Here is a 19,582-nt window from a genome sequence, read left to right as displayed (position 1 = left end):
GCCTCTGGTTGCCGTGGTGGCCTGTTCATGCACGCGCTCGACGCACGGGCCTGGCGCGCCCCCTCCCGATGGCGTCGATCTCGGCGTCCATGGCTGCCATGACCTCGTCGTGCGGCGTGCTCGGCTGCGCATCGTCCAGAGACGCCTGGATCTCGGCGGCCAACCACCGGTTGTGGGCCACCGCCTGGTGGGCGACCCGCATCGCCTCTGCCTGGCTGGATCGGCTTCGGCTCATGTCCTTCTCGCTCGGATCCCAGTCGGTGGCGTCGAGCTGCGCTACTGCGATACCGACCTCGCGCAGCAGGATCATCGCGGAGGCAGGGTTGCCGAAACGACGCGGCTCGGTGCTGCGCGCCTTGGCCAGTACCGCATCCTGGCCGCTGCGGGTGGCAATGCGCAACATGAAGCCGCCGCCCTGACCCTTGAGGGTGACGCCGGCAACACCACCGGCCGCCGCGGTGGCGCGCAGTTGCTCCAGGGTCATGCTGTACATAGGAGTGGTCGCATAGAAGACAAAAGAATTGTGCACGTTTGACAGAACACATGCAACGTCATACCGGCGACATGGACAAGAAAAAAGTCACCGCCTCTGGCCGCCGCCCTGACGTCAATGTCGCCGAACGCAATAAGTGGCGACAATCTTAATTATGTCAACTTTGATGGGCGTTTTCGCATGCGAACCGGGCTTCAGGCCGGTTGCTGAGCGCACCCATCGGCGACGCCTATCCCAGTCACCACTCGTTGTACAGAAGAATCCAGTCTTCCTTGATGTGGGTGTGCACCGCCTTCATCAGCAGCGCATGATCGATCTGATCGAAGGCTGCCTTGATATCAAACTCCACCACCCAGTCATATCGCCAACAGCGCTCACGAGTGATCGCCACGGCTTGCCTGGCCGATCTTCCCAGCCGGTACCCGTATTGGTCTGGATTGAAGATCGAATTCAACGCTGGTTCGATGAGAGGCTTGACGACGGTTTGCGCTACACGATCGGAGACCGTAGGCACGCCCAGCTTGCACGTGCCGCCGGATGCCTTGGGAGTCTCAACCTGCTTGACCGGAGGCGGGAAGTACGCTCCCGACGACATCCGGTTCCACAGCTTGTACAGATTCTTGGGCAGGTGCCGCCCGAAGTCGGCGAGGGTTACATCGTCAACACCTGCGGCACCGCAGTTAGCCTTGACCTGCTGGTATGCCTCCCATACCGTGCGCTTCGCTATGCCGTAAGTTTTCGCCGAGGTCACGTCGCTCATCCCCGGAGGTTGGCGATCTTCGTCGGAAGGATGACGCCGCCCCTTCGCTCCGCCCCCATTACAGAGGCCTCATCGCTACTACGGGAGGCTCCGCCCCTCTGCACCAGCATCGGTGTTCTTCCTCGTGGTGTTTGCCACTTGTCATTTCCCTTGGCATCTGGAGAGAGGTTCTCACGTTCCGTACCGAAGCCTGTACTGAGATCATGCCGCCTATACACCGGCTGCCATCGGGTCCGTAGGCAGGTATCGCCCCGACTCGTCCTGAAGCAAATGGTCCACCTCAGTTTTGACAGCGCTTTGGGCATAACGATGCGTCGTCGGACTGTTTGCTTTCGCTCATCTTCTCAGTACGTACCGGACACCCCGGATGGGATGACGTTCGTCCGGTCGCTCTGACCTGCCCCCTACGGCCGTACCAGTGATTCGGTAGGGGTCCTGGGTTGAAGGTTAATGGATTTCCGTGGGAGTCAGGTGCCGAGCAGCGTCGCCGGCATGCCGGCGACGCTGCTCGGCGAAGCGCGCTGGTGGTATCCGCCCTATGCTGCTATGGGGCCTTACCTCGTTGTAGTCGCGCTGCCAGTTGGCGATCTCGGTTCTTGCCTGGTGCAGGGTCTGAAACCAGTGCTCGTTCAAGCACTCGTCGCGGAACTTGCCGTTGAAGCTCTCGATGTAGCCGTTCTGCATGGGCCAGCCGGGCTCGATCAGGATGTGCCGGATGTGGTGCTCCTGGGTCCAGGCGATGAAGGCGCGGCTGGTGAACTCCGGGCCGTTGTCGGTTCTGACGGCGGCCGGATAGCCCCTGAAGCGCGCTGCTTGATCCAGCAGCCGCGTCACGTACAGGCCGCTGATGCCGTAGTCCACCGCGATTACCACGCACTCGTGGCTGAAGTCATCGGCCACGGTCAGACACTTGATGCGCCGCCCGTTGGTCAGGCTGTCGCTGACGAAGTCCATGCTCCACACCTCGTTGATATGCTGGGCGATGTTCAGCGGCGTGCGCTCCATCGCCGGTCGCTTGACCTTCTTGCGTTCGCGCACCGCCAGGTTGGCCGCGCTGTAGAGCCGGTACACCCGCTTGTGGTTGACGCCCGGGAACTCACCCCGTAGCAGGTCGTGCACGCGCCGGTAGCCAAAGCGCCGCCGGACGTGCGCGATCTCGACGATCTTGTCCTTCAGCGCCTGCGTTTGCACGCTGGGCACCGGTGGGTGCCGGTAGCTGTCTCGGCTTAGCCCCACAAGCCTGCACGCGCGACGCTCGGACAACTGGTGCTCCTGCACCAGCCGCGCAATCATCTCGCGCCTGGCCTGTGGGGCTACCTTTTTACCCCGAGCACGCTCTTGAGCGCATGCAGGTCCAGGTGTGCCTCGGCCAGCAGGTGCTTGAGCTTGGCGTTCTCCGCCTCCAGCTCGCGCAGCCGCCGCGCCTCCGACACATCCATGCCGCCGAATTTGGCGCGCCACTTGTAGAACGTGGCGTCCGAGAAGCCGCCCTTGCGGCAGATCTCCGCCACCGCCATGCCGGCCTCGGCCTGCTTGAGGAACCCGATGATCTGTTCCTCAGTGAACTTGCTCTTCCTCATGTCCGCGATTCTCCTGAAAGGCGGACCCCTTGCTACTTCTGATTGGTACGGAGGGTGGGGGGCAGGTCAGCTCACCACCACGCCCATTGAACGCAGCAGCACCAGGTGGTTTGAAGCCTGCTCCTGCCAGCTGGCTTCGGGAGGCCAACTCCCATCTTCAGTACTGCACCACAGGTCTGCCGCCTGTGTTCGTGACACACACACCACTGCTGGCCCTTGCGGCTTTGCTTCATCTTCGGGTCGCGCTCACCGCTGCTGTTCTTGGTCGAGCTGAGCGCTGCAATCAGGGTGGCGTCCACGACCGTACCGCTCTTGAGCATCACGCCCTTGGCGCACAGCAGGTCCTTAGCGGTCTGAATCGCCCCGGGGCAATTCAGTGAGTTGTTCACTGTCATGACCTGACTGACGCTCCACGCGCGGTGAGTCGAGCCCAGCGTTGAGCTGGCTGGTCAATACGTTCAGGGCTGCCAACGCGTGCAATTCGAGCTCCGCAGTGGCCGTGCCGTCGCTTGTCGAAACATCAAGCCTGGTCAATCGCGCACCAGGGATGACGACGCTCTCCAGCGATGCGAGCAACTCGTCCAGCGGGAACGAAGCGGCTAGCGCGTTCCATTAGACGATCCAGAGCAATCCAGCTTTGATCCGGTAGGCGCCGGTTTTGTCACATGACAGCCAACATGTTTCACGCTGCTATCAAAGTACCCATGTCGGTGCGCAGGCATCAACGGGTGTCGGTTCACCTTTGGACCATCAATCAATTTGGAGCAGACGATGAGAACCCTGAAGGCAATGATCACCACGGTAATGGTCGCGATGTTTTCCCTTTCGGCTCACGCCGCCTTTCCGGAGGGTCAATGGAACAACCACTTCCGTTCCATTGTCAACGGAGTCGAGTACTTCCATCAATTCTGTCTCAAGGCCGACGGAACTTGGTATGCCACCTCCTACCCCGGCAGCGGACGTTGGACGCTATCTGGCTCGAATGTGCTGATCAATGGCATGCACAGCGACATCGGCATGGCTGAAGCTCATGCACTCAAGAAACAGGGGCCCTTGGCGATGAAGGGATTCCTGCAGCAGTGGATGCCGGACGACACCTATACCGACTTCTATGTGGCCGAATGGAATCGCGTGAGCCTGTCCGAGAAGAAGTGCGCCCCGGCATTTCCGTCGCCAGCAAATTGAAGCACTCCGGCTTTGATAAAGGCTCCTTGCCCGTTACCTATGGATGGGCGAGTCGGCCAAGGGAGAGGTCGAGGAACTGCTGGGCGGGCAGATGGCTCGGGGCGCAGCGATCGAGCACTCGGAACCAGCCCAGGTAGTGGTGCTGGTAGGAGGTGGCTACGCCGCGGAAGCGTCGCAGCCAGCCCTTGAGGCGCGAGTGGTTTGACGTTCTGGATATGCCAGGCGCCGCGAACGCGTGGGCCGGTCGTCATGTTCAGGGCCTGATGCTCGATGCCCATGGCGCTCGCCGCAGTGGCCATGGCCGAACTGCCGTCGGTGCACAGCACCGCATCCGGGGCGAGCACCGCGGCGAGCGAGGCCAGGATCTTGCGCTTGGATGCGCGCCCGAGGATGAAGTCGGTGCAGCCCCCCCGAGCGGTCCCTGGCCACCAGTACGGGCACATGGTCGTCGCTGGTGCCCCGGGTGCTGGCGTGACCACCACGGCGACGGGGCGCACGCCCGCTCAGGCGCTGCCCCTTGGCCGAGCGCAGGATGAAGGTCTCGACGGGCCTCGGCGATGCCGCTGAGCCGCGCCGATTTGGCCTGCTGGGCCAAGCTGAGGAAGCGATGACGCCAACGGAAAGCGGTGCTCGGCGACACCTGCAGGCGCTCGGCCGCTAGGTGCACGCTCAAGCCTTCATCTTGCACCCGTGCCTGCGCCAGCCACTTGTGGCGCTGGCGCAGCCGGGCACGTAGCGTGGCGGTCAAGGCATTGAAGGTCTTGCCGCAGCCTCGGCACTTGTAGCGCGGCAGTCCGTCAGCCTGCCCATTGCGCACCACCCGCTCGGCGCCGCAGTGAGGGCAACCGGGCTTGGCCGTGCCCGTCTGATCAATCTGGGCGAGCACCTGCTCGTGCTCGTCCGGCGCATGCAACTGCGCCATCAGCGCCTGGCGCTGCCTGGGACTGGACTCACCCAGACGCTCCAGCCACCGCTTCCAGTCTTGCTCCAGTATCGCGGTCTCCAGCAAACCCGGCTTGACGCCGTATGCCTGTCGCATTGCCGGGTCACTGGCTCATGGCGTGCGCCCGTCACGACCTACCAGGCAAAGAGCCTTTCGGATGGCCGCTCGGTCTCCAATTTCGCAACCGCCATCGACCGGTGAGAACAGCGCAGTCAGCACGCTCAACCGGCATAAACACGGCCATGCACACGGGCACGTCCGTAACTTCGTTCCCTGCCGCATGAGATTCGTCGCACGAGACCCTGCCAGCGCCCCGTTTCAGGTTCACTGCTGATCGGCGGTGATTCAGCGCGAGCCGGCACCTTCGCGTCGGCCATGGATCCCGTTGCAGACGCGAGGGGAACACCGTGGTCGAACAGGGGCAAGTGCGACATGCCAAACGCTGGCACCGGATGCTGGGCTGGACCTTGGCCTGTCTGCTCATGGTGATTGCCGGGTGCGGCGGCGGCGATGGCGCGTCCAACCCGGACCCGGGACCGGTGGCCCGACCGGTCGCCAGCATCAACATGCCGAGCAGTGCCACTGCCGGGTCCACCATCACGGCCGACGGCACCGGCTCACGGGCGATGAATGGAGGCACCTTGACGTTTCACTGGCGGCTGGTCGGTCCAGCTGGCAGCAAAGCGGTTCTGGATCGGCCTGCCGACGCACGGCCCAGCTTCATGGCCGATCAGCCGGGCACTTACCAGGTCGCCCTCCGGGTGGAAGAGGCCGCTGTGTCCAGCGACGAGGTCACTCGCGATGTGACCGTGGCCCCCTTGGGCAATGCCGCGCCGGTGGCCCAGGCGGGATCGGATCAGGAGGTGCCCTCTGGGGCCCCCGTTTTCCTGGACGGCTCTGCCAGCTACGATCCCGACGGCGACCCGATCACCTACGTTTGGTCGGTGCAGAGTGCGCCGCCAGGGGCTTCTGCTGCCTTCTCGTCCCCGGCGGCGGTGCGCCCTGGGTTCTTTGGCAGCGCGCCCGGTACCTACGTCCTGGCGCTGGTGGTCACGGACAGCCGAGGCAACGCGAGTGTCGCCGCCTCGGTCCGGATCACTCTGCAGGTGGCCCAAGTGGTCCCCTTGGCCAATGTGGTCACCGCCAACACGGCCGAGGTCGGGCGCGAGGTCGCCTTCGACGGGTCCGGCAGTACCTCGGCGCCGGGTTTGACGCTGTCCTATGCCTGGACGCTGACCGCGCGCCCGGCCACCAGTGCGGCGCAACTGAACGCCTCCGGAAGCCTGGCCAAGTTGATCGTCGATGTCGAGGGCACCTATGTGGTGAGTCTCGTGGTCAACGACGGCACCCGCAGCAGCGCCCCGGCCACCGCCTCAGTGAAGGCAGAGCGCTACAACCTGGGCACGCTAGGGCTGGCTGGCGTTTGGCAGACCGTCGAAGACGTGCCTGTCGATGTCGCCTTCTTCGGTCAGCGCGCACCGAACGTGAACAGCGTGGCGCTGTCCGGTCGCGGGTGCAGCAAGGACTACGCACGCTCCAACAGCACGCTGGCCGTGTTCAGCTGTCAGGCACCCCACGTCGACTCGGGGACCGACCGGTTCGACTACCTCAGCGTGACCAGCACCGATACACCGCAGGGATGGCAGTCGGGCCCGATCTACACCTCCAGCAGGGCTTACTGGCGCAACTACAACGGCGAGCTCTATGTCGAGCGCTTGGCAGCCTACGTGTTGTCCGATCCTGCGATGCGGGGCGTCATGGTGCAGATGATCCCCAATGCCCTCAGCGGCAACTATGGCGACATCAACTACCCGCAGCTGTACTCGGCCATCAAGCTCAACGAAGCACTGTGCCCGAAGGTGGCCGACCGTGACTGGACTTACCAGTGCCCCCCCCTGCCCTATGGCACCTATGCCGTGTCCTTTCTCTTCGACGGCAACACGCGTTACCTCGCCGGCCAGGCCTACCTGGTGAACATCTCCAGCGACCAGGGCCCCATCGGTGGCGACACCATCAACGGCATCTGCGGAAGCTCCGATGGCAAGGTGCTCTCGACGGCCCCCACCAACGATCTGTGTGTCTCCGGCACGCCCAGCGCCCTGGCCGGCAGCGGGCCTTGGACCTGGTCTTGCACAGGCAGCGGCGAAGGGCATGCCGATGCCAACTGCCGCGCCAACTACGCTCCGCCGGCGCCGAAACCCCAGTGATCGTGACCGCCGCCGACTTGATCTCCCGCCCCATCCACACCTTGGAGAACGCCATGCAACAGCCTTTGTCCGTGCCCCCCGATTTGCTTCGTCGCCAGAGCCTGATCGTCGCCGGTGGGTCGACACTGCTGGCCTTGGCGGGCTGCGGCGGGGGCCAGGAGGACCTCAGCCAGCGCGAGCCGACCGAGCTCCAGCCGCCCCGCCTGGACGGCGGCCGATCGCTGACCCCAGGTCTGCGCCGCCGAGCCCTGGATGTCGGCAACGAGCGCCAGAGCGTCCTGCTGTCACGCCAAACCCCGACCTGGGTCTACTACACCCAGGACACCACCGTGGTCGATGATTTCCGCTGGTACATCAGCCCGCTGCACCAGGGCAACACGCAGGTCGGGGCCTATTCGCTGGGGCCCATCGTCCAGGGCGAAGCCAGTTGGTGGACGGTGTCTTCTGACGCCATCACCCTCAGCCAGAACGGTGCTCAGATCACGGTGCGCGGCAATCTGGACACCGATCCCTCCGACAGTTTCTACGACATCGGTCGCCACCTCTGGCTGAGTGATGCCAGCATCCACCGCGACCGCCAACTGCTCCAGGGCGATTCGGTTCGTGCCAAGTGGTACTTCTTTCAGGCGCCCAACGGTTACTGGTACATCATCCCCGACCCTCAGTACGCGCCGCCGACGGCGCCCTTGGTCAAACGCTTCGCTGAGCTCAACGGAAAGTACAACTGGGTCGACGTCGATGGCAGCGGTCAGGTGGCCCTGTTCAACTGGGACCAGGGCTCACCCATCCTCCGCTTCAGCCCGGTCACCGGCTACGCCGACGCCAACGTCGGGCTGCGGCACAACATGGATGGCCAATACGGCGCCCAGTGCGTGGATCTGATGCACCACTACATCGACAGCGCCCTCGGCATCGCTTACCCGCACGGGTTCACCGGCGACGCCTACAGCATCTTCCAGAATGCCCCCGACAGCAGCACCCGGGAGTCGTCGATCTACGGCACTGTCACATTCCAGAAGGTGATCAACACGCCCAGCGCCGTGCCCGAGCCCGGCGACATCATCTTCTGGAGCAGCCCCGATCCGGGCCACGTGGCGATCGTCATCGAGGCGGACATCAACCGCTTCCAATCCCTCGACCAGAACTGGGTCAACCCTCCGTCGCCGGACGGCACTCCGGCTGCACGGGTGGAACACAACTACCACAACGTCGCGGGTTGGCTCAGTCCGCGCTGGTGACAGGACGGGCGCCACAGGCCATCAATGGCGCGGCACGTCCGGTGGCTTCGTCGCCATCCATGGCGGCTTCGTCCGAACCCGGGTACCGGGTGAGCGCGTCTCGACAGACTTCGGTTGCGCCCACTCAACCGGTGGGCGCCAACCTTGTCCGCGGCGGAGCCTGATCGTCCCGTTGTAGGGCTGTACCTCCCTCACACCAGGAAACTTCATGATTACGCGCCATGCCCTCGCGCTCATTCTGAGCGTGGCCAGCCTGTCGGTCTCGGCCAAGGTTCTTCCCAAGTCGCTGGCCTTTGACGGCGTCTGCGATGGCCTCATCAACATCACGGTGTCGGACACCGGTTGGGTCACGGCCACGCACGACTACAGCGATTGCCCTCAGTCGTACAACTCGACAATCCTGGGCGGTGTGCCGGCCAAGGCCGTTGCCGGCGTCGCTGGCCGCGCCGTTTCCTTCACCGAAGCCTCCTACGCCGACTGGGGTTACACCTTCGCCATGTACGTCAACGCCGACCATACGCTCGAGTATGCCGTGGTCGAGTTGGGCGGTATCGGCTATGTCGGCACCTGGACCGAGGGCTATCCTAAGGGCAAGCTGCGGGCAGAGAAGACGCTGTTCCAGACGGCAGTTCCGTCGCATCGCTGAGCAAGTGCGCCAGCCGCGACGCCTCACCGACCACTGGTCTGGGCCGCAAGTCGCCCTCGGGCCGCGCTGGCGCCGCGCACTGCGGTAACGGCGGGCAGGCCACGATCCGGTGGCATGCCCCGCAGATGCAGGAATCCAGTTCATCCCGCAAGAGCGCGTCGCCCACCAGGACGGCCGCGCGGCAGTGCGGGCAAGTGATATAGCCCTCTCTCATGCCAGGCAGTCTCGGCACCTGACGCTGCGATTGGCACAAGTGAGACGAAGCCGCCAAACGACGCCATGAAGCCATCGCGGTGCACCCGTGCAACGCGCGACGTGAACGGTGTGGCCTTCAAACCTAGAGGCGCGTGACGGGACATCTCCCGTGCCTGTTGCTCCGGTTCAGGCCCTCTTGTTGGCAGCGATCACCTCGGTAGTCGCTGCTTCTTTTCTTTCACACATCGAACCGCGGCCGCGCCTTTTGAGGGGGTGCTGCAGGCGCCTCGTGCCCTCCGGCCTGACGGTCGTCGCAAACCGGATGCCGACGCTGGTTCGACGTGCAGATTGGAGGCCCTGACAGCCACCGAATCAACGTGAACACAACGTCTCAACTTCTTGCCGCCCTCTTGGCACTGTCGCTCGAGGCGAGTGGCCAAGCCCGACCCGACCAGGTGCTCAGCGGGCCCGCTGCGCAGCAAGCCTTGGCGCAGCCATCGTCCGCGGCATGTTCCCCACTGGCATCCGGCATCTACGTGTCGGTTCACGGCGGAGGCCTGACCTTGCTGCACGCGCTCGACGTCAGTGCCCGAACGGTGACCGACCAGGATGGCCAGCATGGTCAGATGGACGGACCGGACGATCTGTGTCGCCACACCCTCTCGTACGCGAACGGCACACAGGTTCGGCTGGTGGCTCTGGGCCGCCAGATCTGGGCCTTCAGTGTCCGCAGCCCTGACGGCTCCGAGGCCCAGGCCTCGGGCCTGCTGGTGCGTCGCCCGCCCTCCCCTTTGCCTCTGGCCTCGCTGGACCAGGTCGCGATGCGTGAGTACCCTGCTCATCGGCGCGCCGGGTTCATCGCGGTGGACCAGGTGATCAATCCCCGGCTCGGGGGGGTATGCCCGATCGATGCCCGCGAGGCCGGTGTGCGTCGTTACCACGCTGCTTCCGATGCGCATGGCTACATCGTCGTGCTCAGCAGCGCCCGCAGGGGCGTGGACTGTCTGGGATGGCTGCCCGTCGCGCAGCGCTTGGCAGACGAAGGCGCGTCATGAGTTGGGCCTCTCCATGGGCCGGCGGTGCAAGCGCCTTGGTGGCACCTTGCTTGGTCGCGCCCCCTGGCGGCCGTTGACTCCGGAGGACCCCAGCCGTGCTGCGCGCCTTCAGGTCCACCGTGAATTGCCTGCGCTGGAGGCGCTGTGGCGCCGCCGTCTGTGGCAGCCTTCGCTGAACATCCTCAATGCTGCGGGGTTCCGGGCCGCGTTGGCCAACCAGCAGCGCCACCAGACGTCGGTAGGGCCCGCCTTCAAGTCGTTGGGTCTGCGCCTGCTGCCCGTTCCGGCTGAGCCGGCGGGGCTGTCAGAGACCCTGCTGGACGCCGCCTTTGACGCCCTGTCTGCTTTCACGCACGAGGCCAGCGTGCCGGTCTTGGGTTTGTCGGCTCAGGGGGACTTGGTGCTGCTGTTGCGGTCAGACGCGCAGCCATCGCAGCTCTGCGCCGTGGTGGACGAGTTGATGCTCCATTCCCGCTGGCGCCTGGACGCCCACCGCTGCGCGGCGATCGAGTGGCGGCCCGACGTGGTGCCGGCGGCGCTGATGGACCGCCTACGGCGCCTGCTGGATGAAAGACCCGAATCCGGCGACGCGTTCGGGCGCGTCTGCCCATCTGGTGTCGGGTTCGGCCCAGCCGCGCTGGGCCCGGCCATCGTGGATCGGCGTTGGCATGCATCCACTCGGTTCGCCGATTCGCCTGCTGCGGCGGGCACGCCTCTCCGCCCGGCCTCCTGGCACCAATTGTCGGAGACCCTCATCCGCACTACCGCCGAGTCGCTGGCCAGGGCTGCCAGGGATCAGGCATGTGACGGTCTCCCCCGTCTTGTGCGGCTCGATCCTTTGCTTCTGGAATTGCCGCAGCACCGGGCGATCTGGAGCCGCGCTCTGGCGCGGTGGCGCGTGGGTGGGCCAGGCGTGCGCGTGGTGGTGGATGCGCAGGCCGCGAGCCACCGCAGCCAGGGCTGGCGTCAACTCGCCCACGCCGCTCGTCAGCAGGGCATGGCCGTTGGCCTCAGCGGCGTCGGGGTGCTGTTCGGTGCGCTGCGGCAGTTGCCGAAATTGCGCCCGGATTTTGTGATCCTCAGTCCCATGCCGGCAGTGTCCACACTGCCCTGGGCAGAGGAGCCTTCACAAGGCCTGGCGATCGAGGCGTGGGCACGTCGCAGCGGCGTGGCCGCGGTGATGCACACCGTGGAAACCCCTTCCCAGGCCCTGTCGCTGTGGCAACACCACCCGGAAGCCCTGGTGCTGTGCCCGGGGAGCGTTGCGCCCTGAGGCTGCGGCTGGCAGCCCCTTCACGACTGGGGCTCAAGGGTGTGCCACCTCGGTGGTCCGTGGCGGGTTCAGCGCAGCGCGGTCCCGTGGATCGTCCATCACCATCCCGATGCGGGGCTGCGCGGTCTGACGGGCGACCACATTGAGAGCTGCCAGCAGCGTCAGCTGTGCAGGGTCCTCGCGGTGCAAGCCCTCGGTGACGCTGCGATCCAGCAGCGCTTCGTCCATGGGCCGGCAGTGGAGCGCCTGCAAGTCCTCTTCGGTGCGCCCCAGCTCGTGCACGCCGATGCGGCAATGGCAGGCACGGGCCAGGTGGGCCAGCTGGGTGTAGCCATCGGCGCAGGCCAACGCATCGCTGGCGGGCACGCTCAGGCCCAGCAGGCCCCGCGGGGGTTGCAAGGCCCTCAGGGCTTCCAGGATCCGACGGCGGGCATGGGGCTGATGCAGGACTTGGCCGGGCAGGCGCACCGCGCGGGGCTGATCATCCTGGCGGGTCCCCTCGGCAGCCAGTGCCACCCAGGTGGCGCAGCGCTCTGGCAGTGCCATGTCGGCCATCGCGCGTCGCAGGGCGGGATCCGGCTCGCAGAGCCAGGCCACCATCTGACCGTCCAGGTCGACCATCGGCTCCTCGTGCGCGCCGGGACGGACCTTGGTCGGCCAACGCCGGCAGTAGTTGGACAGTGCATCGGCCAACTCGCTGGGCTTGTCGATGGTGACTGCCGGCAACTCGGCATCGTGCAGCTTACCGAACAATTGGTGCAGCCGGGCCATGCGCTCCAGCGCCCAATCGTAGGGCCCCAAGGGCACGGCGACCACTGCGGCGGACCAGCCTTTGGCAATTGACGGCACCACCGAGCGGGCCGTCGAGAGCAAGTCCACGGCGGCATGGCGCAGGAATGGCGTGGAGGGCACCACGGTGGCCAGCATGCCCTGACCGATGGCGGCCACCATGGGTTCGCCATGGGCGTCGCGCTCCAGACGAGCCTGGGCGGCGATGAACTGAAGTGCCTGTGCGGCCGTCTGACGGGCCTCGATGGCGGGTAGCTCGGCCGGGGGCAACAGCGCCAGGCCCACGAGGGCGCTGGGGCCGTCGTCCACGCTGTGGCAGCGCCTCAGTTCAGTGGCCGCAGGCCCAAGCAGCCAGCCCATGCTGTGCAGGCCGGTCGCCTCGTCCAGCGCATGGCCGCGCCAGGCCTGCACCAGGCGATGCTGGGCGGCCAGCAGGCGGCTCTGCTCGGCACTGCTGTTCAGGAGCAGGAGCCGATCCTGGGCGCGGGTCTCCCGTGCTTGGTGCAGGCGCGCTCTTGCCGAATGTGTGGCAAGTGCCAGGTGGCCGGGTGGGGGGGCGGTGTGGGTGTCGATCATGGCGGCGGGCTCCCAAGGACCAGTGCATTGCCGTGATGGTCCAGTCCCCACCGGCTCGCCAGACAGCCATGCGACAAGGCGGCGGGCGCTGGCATCCAGGCTCCCGTGACGCGGTACCAGACTCCGGACCGGCTCCATCCGGTCTCCGCCTGAGGGCGGGACGCCTGTGGCATTGGTCACGCGGCCTGCCGCGGGATGGCTTCACCGTGCCCACCAACTGCCGACAACGAGGGTGGATCCCCCGCCATGGCCCGGGGCCCCGTCGTGTTGCGCATCGGTCGGGCAGACCGCGCAGGCGTTGTCGGCCATCTGCGCGCCGCGCAGCCTCCAGGGAGAACTCTGATGCACCGCACCCCCCGCTTTGCCACCTGTGCCGCTCTTGTTGCCATGGCCGCTGCGCTGGCTGCCGGCCCCGCCAGGGCGGCCAACTCCGGCACGCTGCATTTCGTCGGCGCACTGGTGAACCCCACCTGCCTGGCCTCGGTGCAGCGCGAGCACGGCCATGACCGGCTGGAGCTGGCCCGCTGCCACGCGGGCACCGCCCACAGCCAAGCCCGCCAGGAGCGGCTGGACACCGAGACGCTGGCCAGCCTGCCGCTGCAGTCGCTGGGCGTTCAGCGCGGCGCCGGCAGCGTGCAGGCGCCGTTGGGCGCGCTCGATGGCGGCCTGCTCACCTACGCCTCTCAGTACGAGTGAGGCCGCCCAGCGGCCAGCCGCCTCAGTTGTAGACCAGGTTGAACGTGGCCAAGCCCTGCACTGCGCCTGCGGTGGCGGCGCCGGTGGCGATGTAGCGCACCTGGTAGGTGTTGCTCAGGTTCTGCCCCGGCGTGGTCACGACGCCCAGGGGGCTGTGCGCGCCGTTGCTCACCGGCGTGTTGCTGCCGTCCAGGATCTGCGGGGCCACCTGACCGGCCGGCATGCCGGTGGCCGTGTTGCGGATGAGGTTGGCTGCGCCGTCGGTGGCAGGTTGACGGTGAAGCTGCTGGCCGTGAGCGTGCAGCTGCCGGTGCGGCGGATGCGGACCGTGCCGGGGTTGAGCCAGCTCGTGCCGCCCAATTGAGCGGCGCCCCAGCCCGCGTAGGGACCGCCGACCGAGGTCCTCACCGAATTGCCCAGGGTGCCACTATTGGGGGCTGGCGTGGCGCACACCACGATGCGTGCCGGCTGGGTGACCGTCAGCAGGCAGCTGCCGGCAGCCGCGATGCCAAAGCGCACCACGTGGTAGCCATTGCTCGTCAGGCCGTTCACGCTGCACCAGGCCGGGTTGTCGACGTTGGCGGTGGGGCTGGTCAGCGCCTGCAACTGCAGGTTGGGCTGGTTGACGAAGTAGTCGTTGGGCCCACCACCCATGGCCGCGTGTGTCCACAGGCTGGCCACGCCGCCGGCGGCGCTGCTGCAGGTGGCGCTGACCGTGAGTGTGCCAGTCCACAGCACGGTGCCGACCACGGCGCCATCGGGCACGCCCAGGCGCGTCAGCGCCGGGCTGGCCACCAGGGTGGCGCCGGTGCAGGCGGCCTGGGCGCCCAGGCTGGCGGTGCCGGCCAACCCAAGCGCCCAGGGCAGGCGCCACCGGCGCCGGGCCGGCCATGCCATGTCACGAGCCCCGCGCGTCAGTTGTAGACCAGGTTGAAGGTGGCCACACCCTGTACCGCGCCGGCGGTAGCTGCCCCAGTGGCGTAGTAGCGGGCGCTGTAGGTATTGTTGAGGTTCTGGCCTGCGCTCGTGACGGTGCCCAGTGAGCTGTAGCTACCGTTGCTGACGGGCGTGTTCGAGCCGTCCAGGATCTGAAGCACGACGTTGCTGGCCGCGCCGCTGGAGGCGGAGTTCGCGATCTGGTCCGCCGCAAGGCCTTGGGTGAAGGACCAGTAGGCATTGACGTTGTAGGTGCCGCCAGGCCTGGTACAACCGGTGAGGTTCAGGCTGAACGGCGTCGCACCTGCTGTTGCCCCTGCGACATTGAGCACGCCAGGACTGGTGGCCGGTAAGGTCACCGTTTGATTGGCGTCGCCGGGCGACAGGGTGCAGACGCCGGTCGGCACCAGCACGCCGCCTGTTGGAGCCGCATAAATCGGAGAGAAGTAGTCAGAATGCTGAACCCAACCCGGCACAGTATTGTAGGCTGGGGGGTACTTCATCTGACTTCCGAGCGATCCGGAGGTCGGCACCGGCAACGCCTTCACACGAATCGATACTGGCTGGCTCAGTGTGATCCTGCACGTCCCATTTGTTACAGTGTAGGTGAAGTTCGTTAAGTAGTGATAAGGAGTTGTAGTTGCGTAGTTGAAGCTGCAAGTCGTTGGCGTGTCAATAACGTAGCTTGGTGCTCCCGTCGCGATCAATTCCAAGTTCGGCTGATTCACCCAGATATCGGAGTACCCGGGCGTGCCCGCATAGACCATGATGTTCCTGGCGACATTACCTGCAGTTGGGCAGCTCGACACGACGGTCAAGGTGCCAGACCACAACACCGTTCCCACGGTGGCAGTTGGCGGCACGCCAATCGTCGCCAGTGAGGGGCTGGCGGTGATGGTTATCGAGCCTGCCGCGCAGTTGGCGAAGGCAGGGGAGCATGTGAGCGTACTGAGGGCCAGCGCGATGCAAGCGATTCGTGCCGATTGCACGGCCAACCACAGCGCGTTGCCCAATTGAAGAGTAAACGCACCGAAGCGCCAGCCTTGAGTTCGGGTATTCATTTCTAATCCTCGTGGGTAACCCAGCAACACTTGCACGCCCAACTTAGCGGGTGCCGAAAAACTAAGGGTGCGTGACTGATCGGGTGAACCAGCTTTACCGCGCTGGCAGAAGGTGGCCCAGCAAAAGTCGGTGAGCCAAAGAGGGTTCGACCTTTGCATCGGTATCCCATTTGATGCTGCACTGGACTTGCTCGTCACGGGTGGAGTCAGCCACCGGCGTCGCGCAGCGCAGGGAATTGCCCTGGGAATCAGTCCACTCGGCCACAAGGCGTTGATCGCCCTGACCGGTTGGCGACAGCCGCAGGTAGGCCGCGCCCCCCTCGCCTACCACGGCTTGCCAGTCGGGCTGGCCCTCCACCTGCACCATCGCGCCCTTGGGCAGCGGCTGGCCCTGGGCATCTCGCAGGCTGACCTTGACCCGAGTTAGCGGCGCCTCGGCAGCACGCTGCGGGGCGGCGGCCGGAGGGGTAGATGGCGCAGGCGATCCGCCGGCGCGGCAAGGCAGCGTCAGCGTCACAAAGCCCTTCTGCTCGGTGCGCTCGGGCAAGGTGTAGTCGATGGCGCACACCTCCTGCGGCGCGTTGCCCCAGCGCACCTGCAGCTGACCATGGGTCTGGCTGAGGTGCACCTGCAGACGGCTGGCCTGGCCCACGGCCCCCACGGTGGCGCCCTGGGCGTCGAGCACGCTGGCCCCGAAGGGCAAGGCGCTGCCGTCCTCGCGACGGGTATCGATCAGCACGCTGCGGCCAGGGTCGCGCTGGAAGCGCAACATCACCACCGCACCGGCGGTGGGGGCCACACTCTGCTGGGTGTCCTGCATGTGAACATCCAAAGGCGCCTCGGACATGTCCAGGCGCAGGTCGTTGCGTTGGTACGGCACCAGGTACGGCAGGATGGTGTAACCCTGGCGATCGGGCGCGGCAGCGAGGTTGTCGCCCAGGCGGATGCCTTCTTGCGCCCCCTCCACCTGCACCACGCCCACGGTGTCGCCCAGCTCGGCGGCCATGGTCAGGCCCTGCGGGTGCAGCACCAGGCCACCGGTCACGCTGGCGCCGAACTGGCTGGCCCCCTGGGCCCGTCCGATCGATGCATTCAGGTTGGCCACCGGCGTGCGTGTCTGCCCGGAGGCATAGACCGCCTGGCCATTGGCGGTGCGCAGGGCATCCAGGTTGTAGGTGGTGGTGTTGCCCTCACCTGCATTGCCGAAGTAGCTCAGGTGCTCGGTGTTGCCGCCCTGGCTGCTGTGGGAGATGGCGGCGCTGGCTGTGCCGGGCAGCTTGCTGCCCCAGCCGTCCAGTGGCAGCGTGATGCTGGCCGCCACGGTGTTGCTGCTCGAAAAACCGCTGCCGCTGGACTCGCGGGCCAGCGTGAGGTTGAACATGGCGCTGCCCAGGTTGCGTGACCAGCCCAGCTGGTAGGTGGTGAGCACGCCGGGCAGGTTCCAGAAGCTGCGCCGGCTGCCCTGGGCATAGACATTGCCCCACTCACCCAGCCCTTGCGAGACGTTGAACAGTGCGCGTGTGCGCTCGCGCGGCAGGGGGCTGGCGGGCGCCAGAGGCGCGTCGAGCAGGTTGGCGGCAGCCACCGCATCGGTCAGGCCGTAATAGTGCTCGGTGGAGTAGCGGTAGGCTGCGAACGACAGGTTCGTGCCACTGCCACTCAGCACCTTGGACCAGGTGCCGCGCAGGCTGGAGCCGGTTTCGCGGCCCTGGCCAGGCAGTGTGGTGGACGAGGCCGAGACGTCCAGACCCCAGGCACCCCAATCGGTGTTGAGCCCGGTGCCCACCAGCGCCGACGCATAGTGGGTGGCCAGTTGCAGGCCGGCGTTGAGGGTGACGGTGTTGCTCAGGCCGTACTGCCACTCGCCCTGGGCCACCTGAATGTTGTCGCGGGCGGCGCGGTGCTGGCCAGCATACAGGCCGTAGTTGAGGTGGCCCTCGCGCAGCAGAGCGGGCATCGCCGAGAACGCCAGCGTGGATTGGTGGCGGCTGCCGTCCGCCTCGAAGACGGTGATGGTCAGGTCGCCTCCGAAGCCGGTGGGGTACAGGTCGGTGATCTCGAACGGGCCCGGGGGCACGGTGGTTTCGTAGATCAGCTGGTCGTGCTGGCGCACCTCGACACGGGCGTTGCTGTTGGCCATCCCGCGGATCACCGGCGCGAAGCCGCGCTGCGACTCGGGCAGCATGCGCTCGTCGTTGACCCACTGGGCACCGCGCAGCGCGAAGCTGTCGAACAGGCGGCCCGAGGTGTAGCTGTCGCCCAGCGTGACGACGGACTTGCTGTCGATCAGGTTGTGGCGCAGGTAGGTGTTGAGGCTGCCGTAATGGCCGTTCTGGCCGCTGCCGGTGGCGTAGGCGCCGTTGTGGCGGAACTGCCAGCCCGCGGCATTGGCGCCGGCGTCCAGGCCCAGGTAGGTGCTGGTGCTGTCGGTGCTGCCCCCCCGGGTTTCATAATGGCTGGCCTGGTAGCGCAGGCGCCCGGCGGGCACACCTTCGTCCCAACTCTCGGGCGGCACTTCACCGCGGGACTGACGCTTGAGGTAGGCCTGCGGCACGCTGAGCGACAGTCGCAACTCGCCCACGGCAAACGCCGCCGTGGCGCCGGGCACCGCCTGTTCCAGGCTCAAGCAGGCGGGCGCTGCACCAGGGCCGCGGCCCAGCAGCGCCAGGCCCTCCGGGCTCAAGTGCTCGTCGGCCACGCCCAGGCGCTGCAGCAACTCGCGGGGCATGCACACCACCGGCTCGTCGCCAGGCCGCGGGGAGGCCACGCGCAGGTCGAATCGGCCCAGCCACGTCTGGTTGAACTCGACGTCGGCACGGTAGTTGCCCGGCAATGCCCCCTGGGGGCGGTTGAAGCGGGCCATGTCGATCGTCGTGTTGGCGGCCCCCATCAGCAGGTTGCGATCGAAGTCGGCCCAGGCGTTGGCGGCAGCCGTCTTGACCGCCGAGCCGGCCGGAGCGTCGGCGGCCCGGGCCGTCAGCGGGCTGGCCAGCGCCGCCCAGGCCGCGGCCATGGCCAGGGCCAGCGGGTGCAACGCAGAGCTGGGCGCGCGCGACCGGCAATGCCAGGTCAGGCGGGAGGGGTGGTGCTTGTCGGTCATGGCGGTCTCGGTGGGGCCAGGCGCGGGCGGCAGATCAGGGCAGCGCTGCGTGGTGATCCAGGAAGGCGCCGTAGTCGTTGATGGCCTTGAACTGCACGCCGCTCACAGGCGTGTTGACTGGCCACTTGAACTGAAAGCTGCGGCTGCTGCGGGGCTCGACCATGCCGGCCACGGGCTCAGCGGCCTGGCCCTGGGCGGTGCTCTGCGGCGCCACGTCCACCAGCGAGGCGTTGAACGGCGTGGGGTTGTGGACCGTGATCGTCAGCTGATCGCCAGAGACGCTGTGCTGCCAGCGCAGCTGCTTGACGACCGACTCGGCCGGATCGTCTCCGGCCAGGGCGGCCGGTCGCAGGAACAGCTTGATGCGCGTGCGCAGCGCGAACTGCAGGGTGTTCTCGCTGGCCGAAGCGTCGGGCTTGGGCGGGATCTCAAGGACATTGAGCCAGTAGACACGCTCGGTGGCGTTCTCGGGCAGCGGTTGGCCGGTGTAGACCAGCCGCAGCAACTGGGTCTTGTCGGGCTCGACACGGAACATCGGCGGCGAGATGACGAAGGGCACCTCCAGGCGCTCGACGGCGGCCTGCGCGTCGCCAGCGTCGATCCAGGCCTGCACCAGGGCGGGCTGTACGCCGCGGTTGGTCAGTTGCACGCTGACATCGCGGGCATCAGCCCGGTAGACGACACGGGTGCCGCCGATCACCACGCTGGCGTGGGTGGGTGCCAGGCAGGCCCAGGACAACAGCGTGACCAGGCAGGCTCGCAAGAATCGGAAGGAGAGGGACTTCATCGCAGACTCGGACAGGGGGGGGCGCACGGGACACCGGCGCCGGACCGCCGTGAGGCCGCCCG

At 66.6% G+C, this 19,582-nt stretch carries 16 protein-coding genes and 2 pseudogenes; 7 read left to right on the top strand and 11 right to left on the bottom strand.

Features of this window, described 5'->3' with window-relative positions:
• Positions 1 to 25: 25 nt before the first annotated feature.
• The 4 genes and pseudogenes from KAK06_RS15870 to KAK06_RS15855 all read right to left on the bottom strand — a co-directional run.
• A complete protein-coding gene (locus KAK06_RS15870; protein ID WP_210803103.1) occupies positions 26 to 493 on the bottom strand; it encodes an antitoxin PaaA2 family protein in 468 nt (155 codons plus the stop codon).
• A 238-nt stretch (positions 494 to 731) separates the two neighbouring features.
• A complete protein-coding gene (locus KAK06_RS15865) occupies positions 732 to 1,253 on the bottom strand; it encodes a reverse transcriptase domain-containing protein (RefSeq protein WP_247652910.1) in 522 nt (173 codons plus the stop codon).
• A 447-nt stretch (positions 1,254 to 1,700) separates the two neighbouring features.
• Positions 1,701 to 2,833, bottom strand: a protein-coding gene (locus KAK06_RS15860; protein ID WP_375140897.1) for an IS3 family transposase whose coding sequence is annotated in 2 segments (ribosomal slippage) — positions 1,701 to 2,572 and positions 2,572 to 2,833 — 1,134 coding nt in all. Because the reading frame shifts where the segments join, the coding sequence is not laid out codon by codon here.
• Between the two features lie 203 nt (positions 2,834 to 3,036).
• Positions 3,037 to 3,171 (bottom strand): annotated as a pseudogene (locus KAK06_RS15855) (IS5/IS1182 family transposase); the annotation flags it as partial.
• Between the two features lie 433 nt (positions 3,172 to 3,604).
• Here KAK06_RS15855 and KAK06_RS15850 point away from each other — a divergent pair.
• The gene (locus KAK06_RS15850; protein ID WP_210803101.1) at positions 3,605 to 4,018 is read left to right on the top strand and encodes a hypothetical protein; all 414 of its coding nucleotides are present in this window, start codon (positions 3,605 to 3,607) and stop codon (positions 4,016 to 4,018) included.
• A 37-nt stretch (positions 4,019 to 4,055) separates the two neighbouring features.
• Here the strand turns inward: KAK06_RS15850 and KAK06_RS15845 are convergent.
• A pseudogene (locus tag KAK06_RS15845) lies at positions 4,056 to 5,012 on the bottom strand (IS1595 family transposase).
• 356 nt (positions 5,013 to 5,368) lie between these two features.
• Between KAK06_RS15845 and KAK06_RS15840 the strand changes: the two are divergent.
• The 5 genes from KAK06_RS15840 (at position 5,369) to KAK06_RS15820 (ending at position 11,575) form a co-directional block, all read left to right on the top strand.
• On the top strand, positions 5,369 to 7,168 hold the full coding sequence (locus KAK06_RS15840) for a PKD domain-containing protein (protein WP_210803100.1): 1,800 nt from the start codon (positions 5,369 to 5,371) through the stop codon (positions 7,166 to 7,168).
• Positions 7,169 to 7,170: 2 nt separating this feature from the next.
• Entirely contained in the window at positions 7,171 to 8,406 is a 1,236-nt protein-coding gene (locus KAK06_RS24585; RefSeq protein WP_210803099.1) for a CHAP domain-containing protein, read from the top strand.
• A gap of 208 nt (positions 8,407 to 8,614) precedes the next feature.
• Complete coding sequence (locus KAK06_RS15830; RefSeq protein WP_210803098.1) at positions 8,615 to 9,052, top strand: hypothetical protein; 438 nt, start codon at positions 8,615 to 8,617, stop codon at positions 9,050 to 9,052.
• 758 nt (positions 9,053 to 9,810) lie between these two features.
• A complete protein-coding gene (locus KAK06_RS15825; RefSeq protein WP_210803097.1) occupies positions 9,811 to 10,302 on the top strand; it encodes a hypothetical protein in 492 nt (163 codons plus the stop codon).
• A gap of 124 nt (positions 10,303 to 10,426) precedes the next feature.
• Positions 10,427 to 11,575 carry a hypothetical protein gene (locus KAK06_RS15820; RefSeq protein WP_210803096.1) on the top strand — a complete coding sequence of 383 codons (1,149 nt, stop codon included), beginning with the start codon at positions 10,427 to 10,429 and terminating at the stop codon, positions 11,573 to 11,575.
• Between the two features lie 33 nt (positions 11,576 to 11,608).
• Here KAK06_RS15820 and KAK06_RS15815 read toward each other — a convergent pair whose 3' ends face one another.
• Complete coding sequence (locus tag KAK06_RS15815) at positions 11,609 to 12,940, bottom strand: EAL domain-containing protein (protein WP_210803095.1); 1,332 nt, start codon at positions 12,938 to 12,940, stop codon at positions 11,609 to 11,611.
• 342 nt (positions 12,941 to 13,282) lie between these two features.
• Here KAK06_RS15815 and KAK06_RS15810 point away from each other — a divergent pair, with 342 nt between their 5' ends.
• Complete coding sequence (locus tag KAK06_RS15810) at positions 13,283 to 13,636, top strand: hypothetical protein (protein ID WP_210803094.1); 354 nt, start codon at positions 13,283 to 13,285, stop codon at positions 13,634 to 13,636.
• 22 nt (positions 13,637 to 13,658) lie between these two features.
• Here the strand turns inward: KAK06_RS15810 and KAK06_RS15805 are convergent, their stop codons facing one another.
• The 5 genes from KAK06_RS15805 to KAK06_RS15785 all read right to left on the bottom strand — a co-directional run bounded on the left by KAK06_RS15805 (position 13,659) and on the right by KAK06_RS15785 (position 19,520).
• Positions 13,659 to 13,844, bottom strand: coding sequence for a hypothetical protein (locus KAK06_RS15805; protein ID WP_210803093.1), 186 nt, complete (start codon positions 13,842 to 13,844; stop codon positions 13,659 to 13,661).
• Positions 13,805 to 14,533: a hypothetical protein gene (locus KAK06_RS15800; RefSeq protein ID WP_210803092.1), complete on the bottom strand. Its 729-nt coding sequence runs from the start codon at positions 14,531 to 14,533 to the stop codon at positions 13,805 to 13,807. The genes KAK06_RS15805 and KAK06_RS15800 overlap by 40 nt, the downstream gene beginning before the upstream one ends.
• Positions 14,534 to 14,550: 17 nt before the next feature.
• Positions 14,551 to 15,633, bottom strand: a complete 1,083-nt coding sequence (locus KAK06_RS15795) for a fimbrial protein (protein WP_210803091.1) — start codon at positions 15,631 to 15,633, stop codon at positions 14,551 to 14,553.
• A 94-nt stretch (positions 15,634 to 15,727) separates the two neighbouring features.
• Positions 15,728 to 18,733 carry a fimbria/pilus outer membrane usher protein gene (locus KAK06_RS15790; protein ID WP_210803090.1) on the bottom strand — a complete coding sequence of 1,002 codons (3,006 nt, stop codon included), beginning with the start codon at positions 18,731 to 18,733 and terminating at the stop codon, positions 15,728 to 15,730.
• A 34-nt stretch (positions 18,734 to 18,767) separates the two neighbouring features.
• The gene (locus tag KAK06_RS15785; protein ID WP_210803089.1) at positions 18,768 to 19,520 is read right to left on the bottom strand and encodes a fimbrial biogenesis chaperone; all 753 of its coding nucleotides are present in this window, start codon (positions 19,518 to 19,520) and stop codon (positions 18,768 to 18,770) included.
• Between the last annotated feature and the right edge of the window lie 62 nt (positions 19,521 to 19,582).

This window comes from Ideonella aquatica (assembly GCF_018069755.1).
Taxonomy (GTDB): Bacteria; Pseudomonadota; Gammaproteobacteria; order Burkholderiales; family Burkholderiaceae_C; genus Ideonella; species Ideonella aquatica.
The sequence above is the reverse complement of the archived record's forward strand: the minus strand, read 5'-3'. Positions and strand labels throughout refer to the sequence as shown.

Bases quoted from the DNA above. Each gene is read 5' to 3' on its own strand.
- KAK06_RS15800 (WP_210803092.1), bottom strand. From the start codon at position 14,533: ATGGCATGGCCGGCCCGGCGCCGGTGGCGCCTGCCCTGGGCGCTTGGG.
- KAK06_RS15865 (WP_247652910.1), bottom strand. From the start codon at position 1,253: ATGAGCGACGTGACCTCGGCGAAAACTTACGGCATAGCGAAGCGCACG.
- KAK06_RS15815 (WP_210803095.1), bottom strand. From the start codon at position 12,940: ATGATCGACACCCACACCGCCCCCCCACCCGGCCACCTGGCACTTGCC.
- KAK06_RS15795 (WP_210803091.1), bottom strand. From the start codon at position 15,633: ATGAATACCCGAACTCAAGGCTGGCGCTTCGGTGCGTTTACTCTTCAA.
- KAK06_RS15870 (WP_210803103.1), bottom strand. From the start codon at position 493: ATGTACAGCATGACCCTGGAGCAACTGCGCGCCACCGCGGCGGCCGGT.
- KAK06_RS15850 (WP_210803101.1), top strand. From the start codon at position 3,605: ATGAGAACCCTGAAGGCAATGATCACCACGGTAATGGTCGCGATGTTT.
- KAK06_RS15810 (WP_210803094.1), top strand. From the start codon at position 13,283: ATGCACCGCACCCCCCGCTTTGCCACCTGTGCCGCTCTTGTTGCCATG.
- KAK06_RS15790 (WP_210803090.1), bottom strand. From the start codon at position 18,733: ATGACCGACAAGCACCACCCCTCCCGCCTGACCTGGCATTGCCGGTCG.
- KAK06_RS15830 (WP_210803098.1), top strand. From the start codon at position 8,615: ATGATTACGCGCCATGCCCTCGCGCTCATTCTGAGCGTGGCCAGCCTG.
- KAK06_RS15785 (WP_210803089.1), bottom strand. From the start codon at position 19,520: ATGAAGTCCCTCTCCTTCCGATTCTTGCGAGCCTGCCTGGTCACGCTG.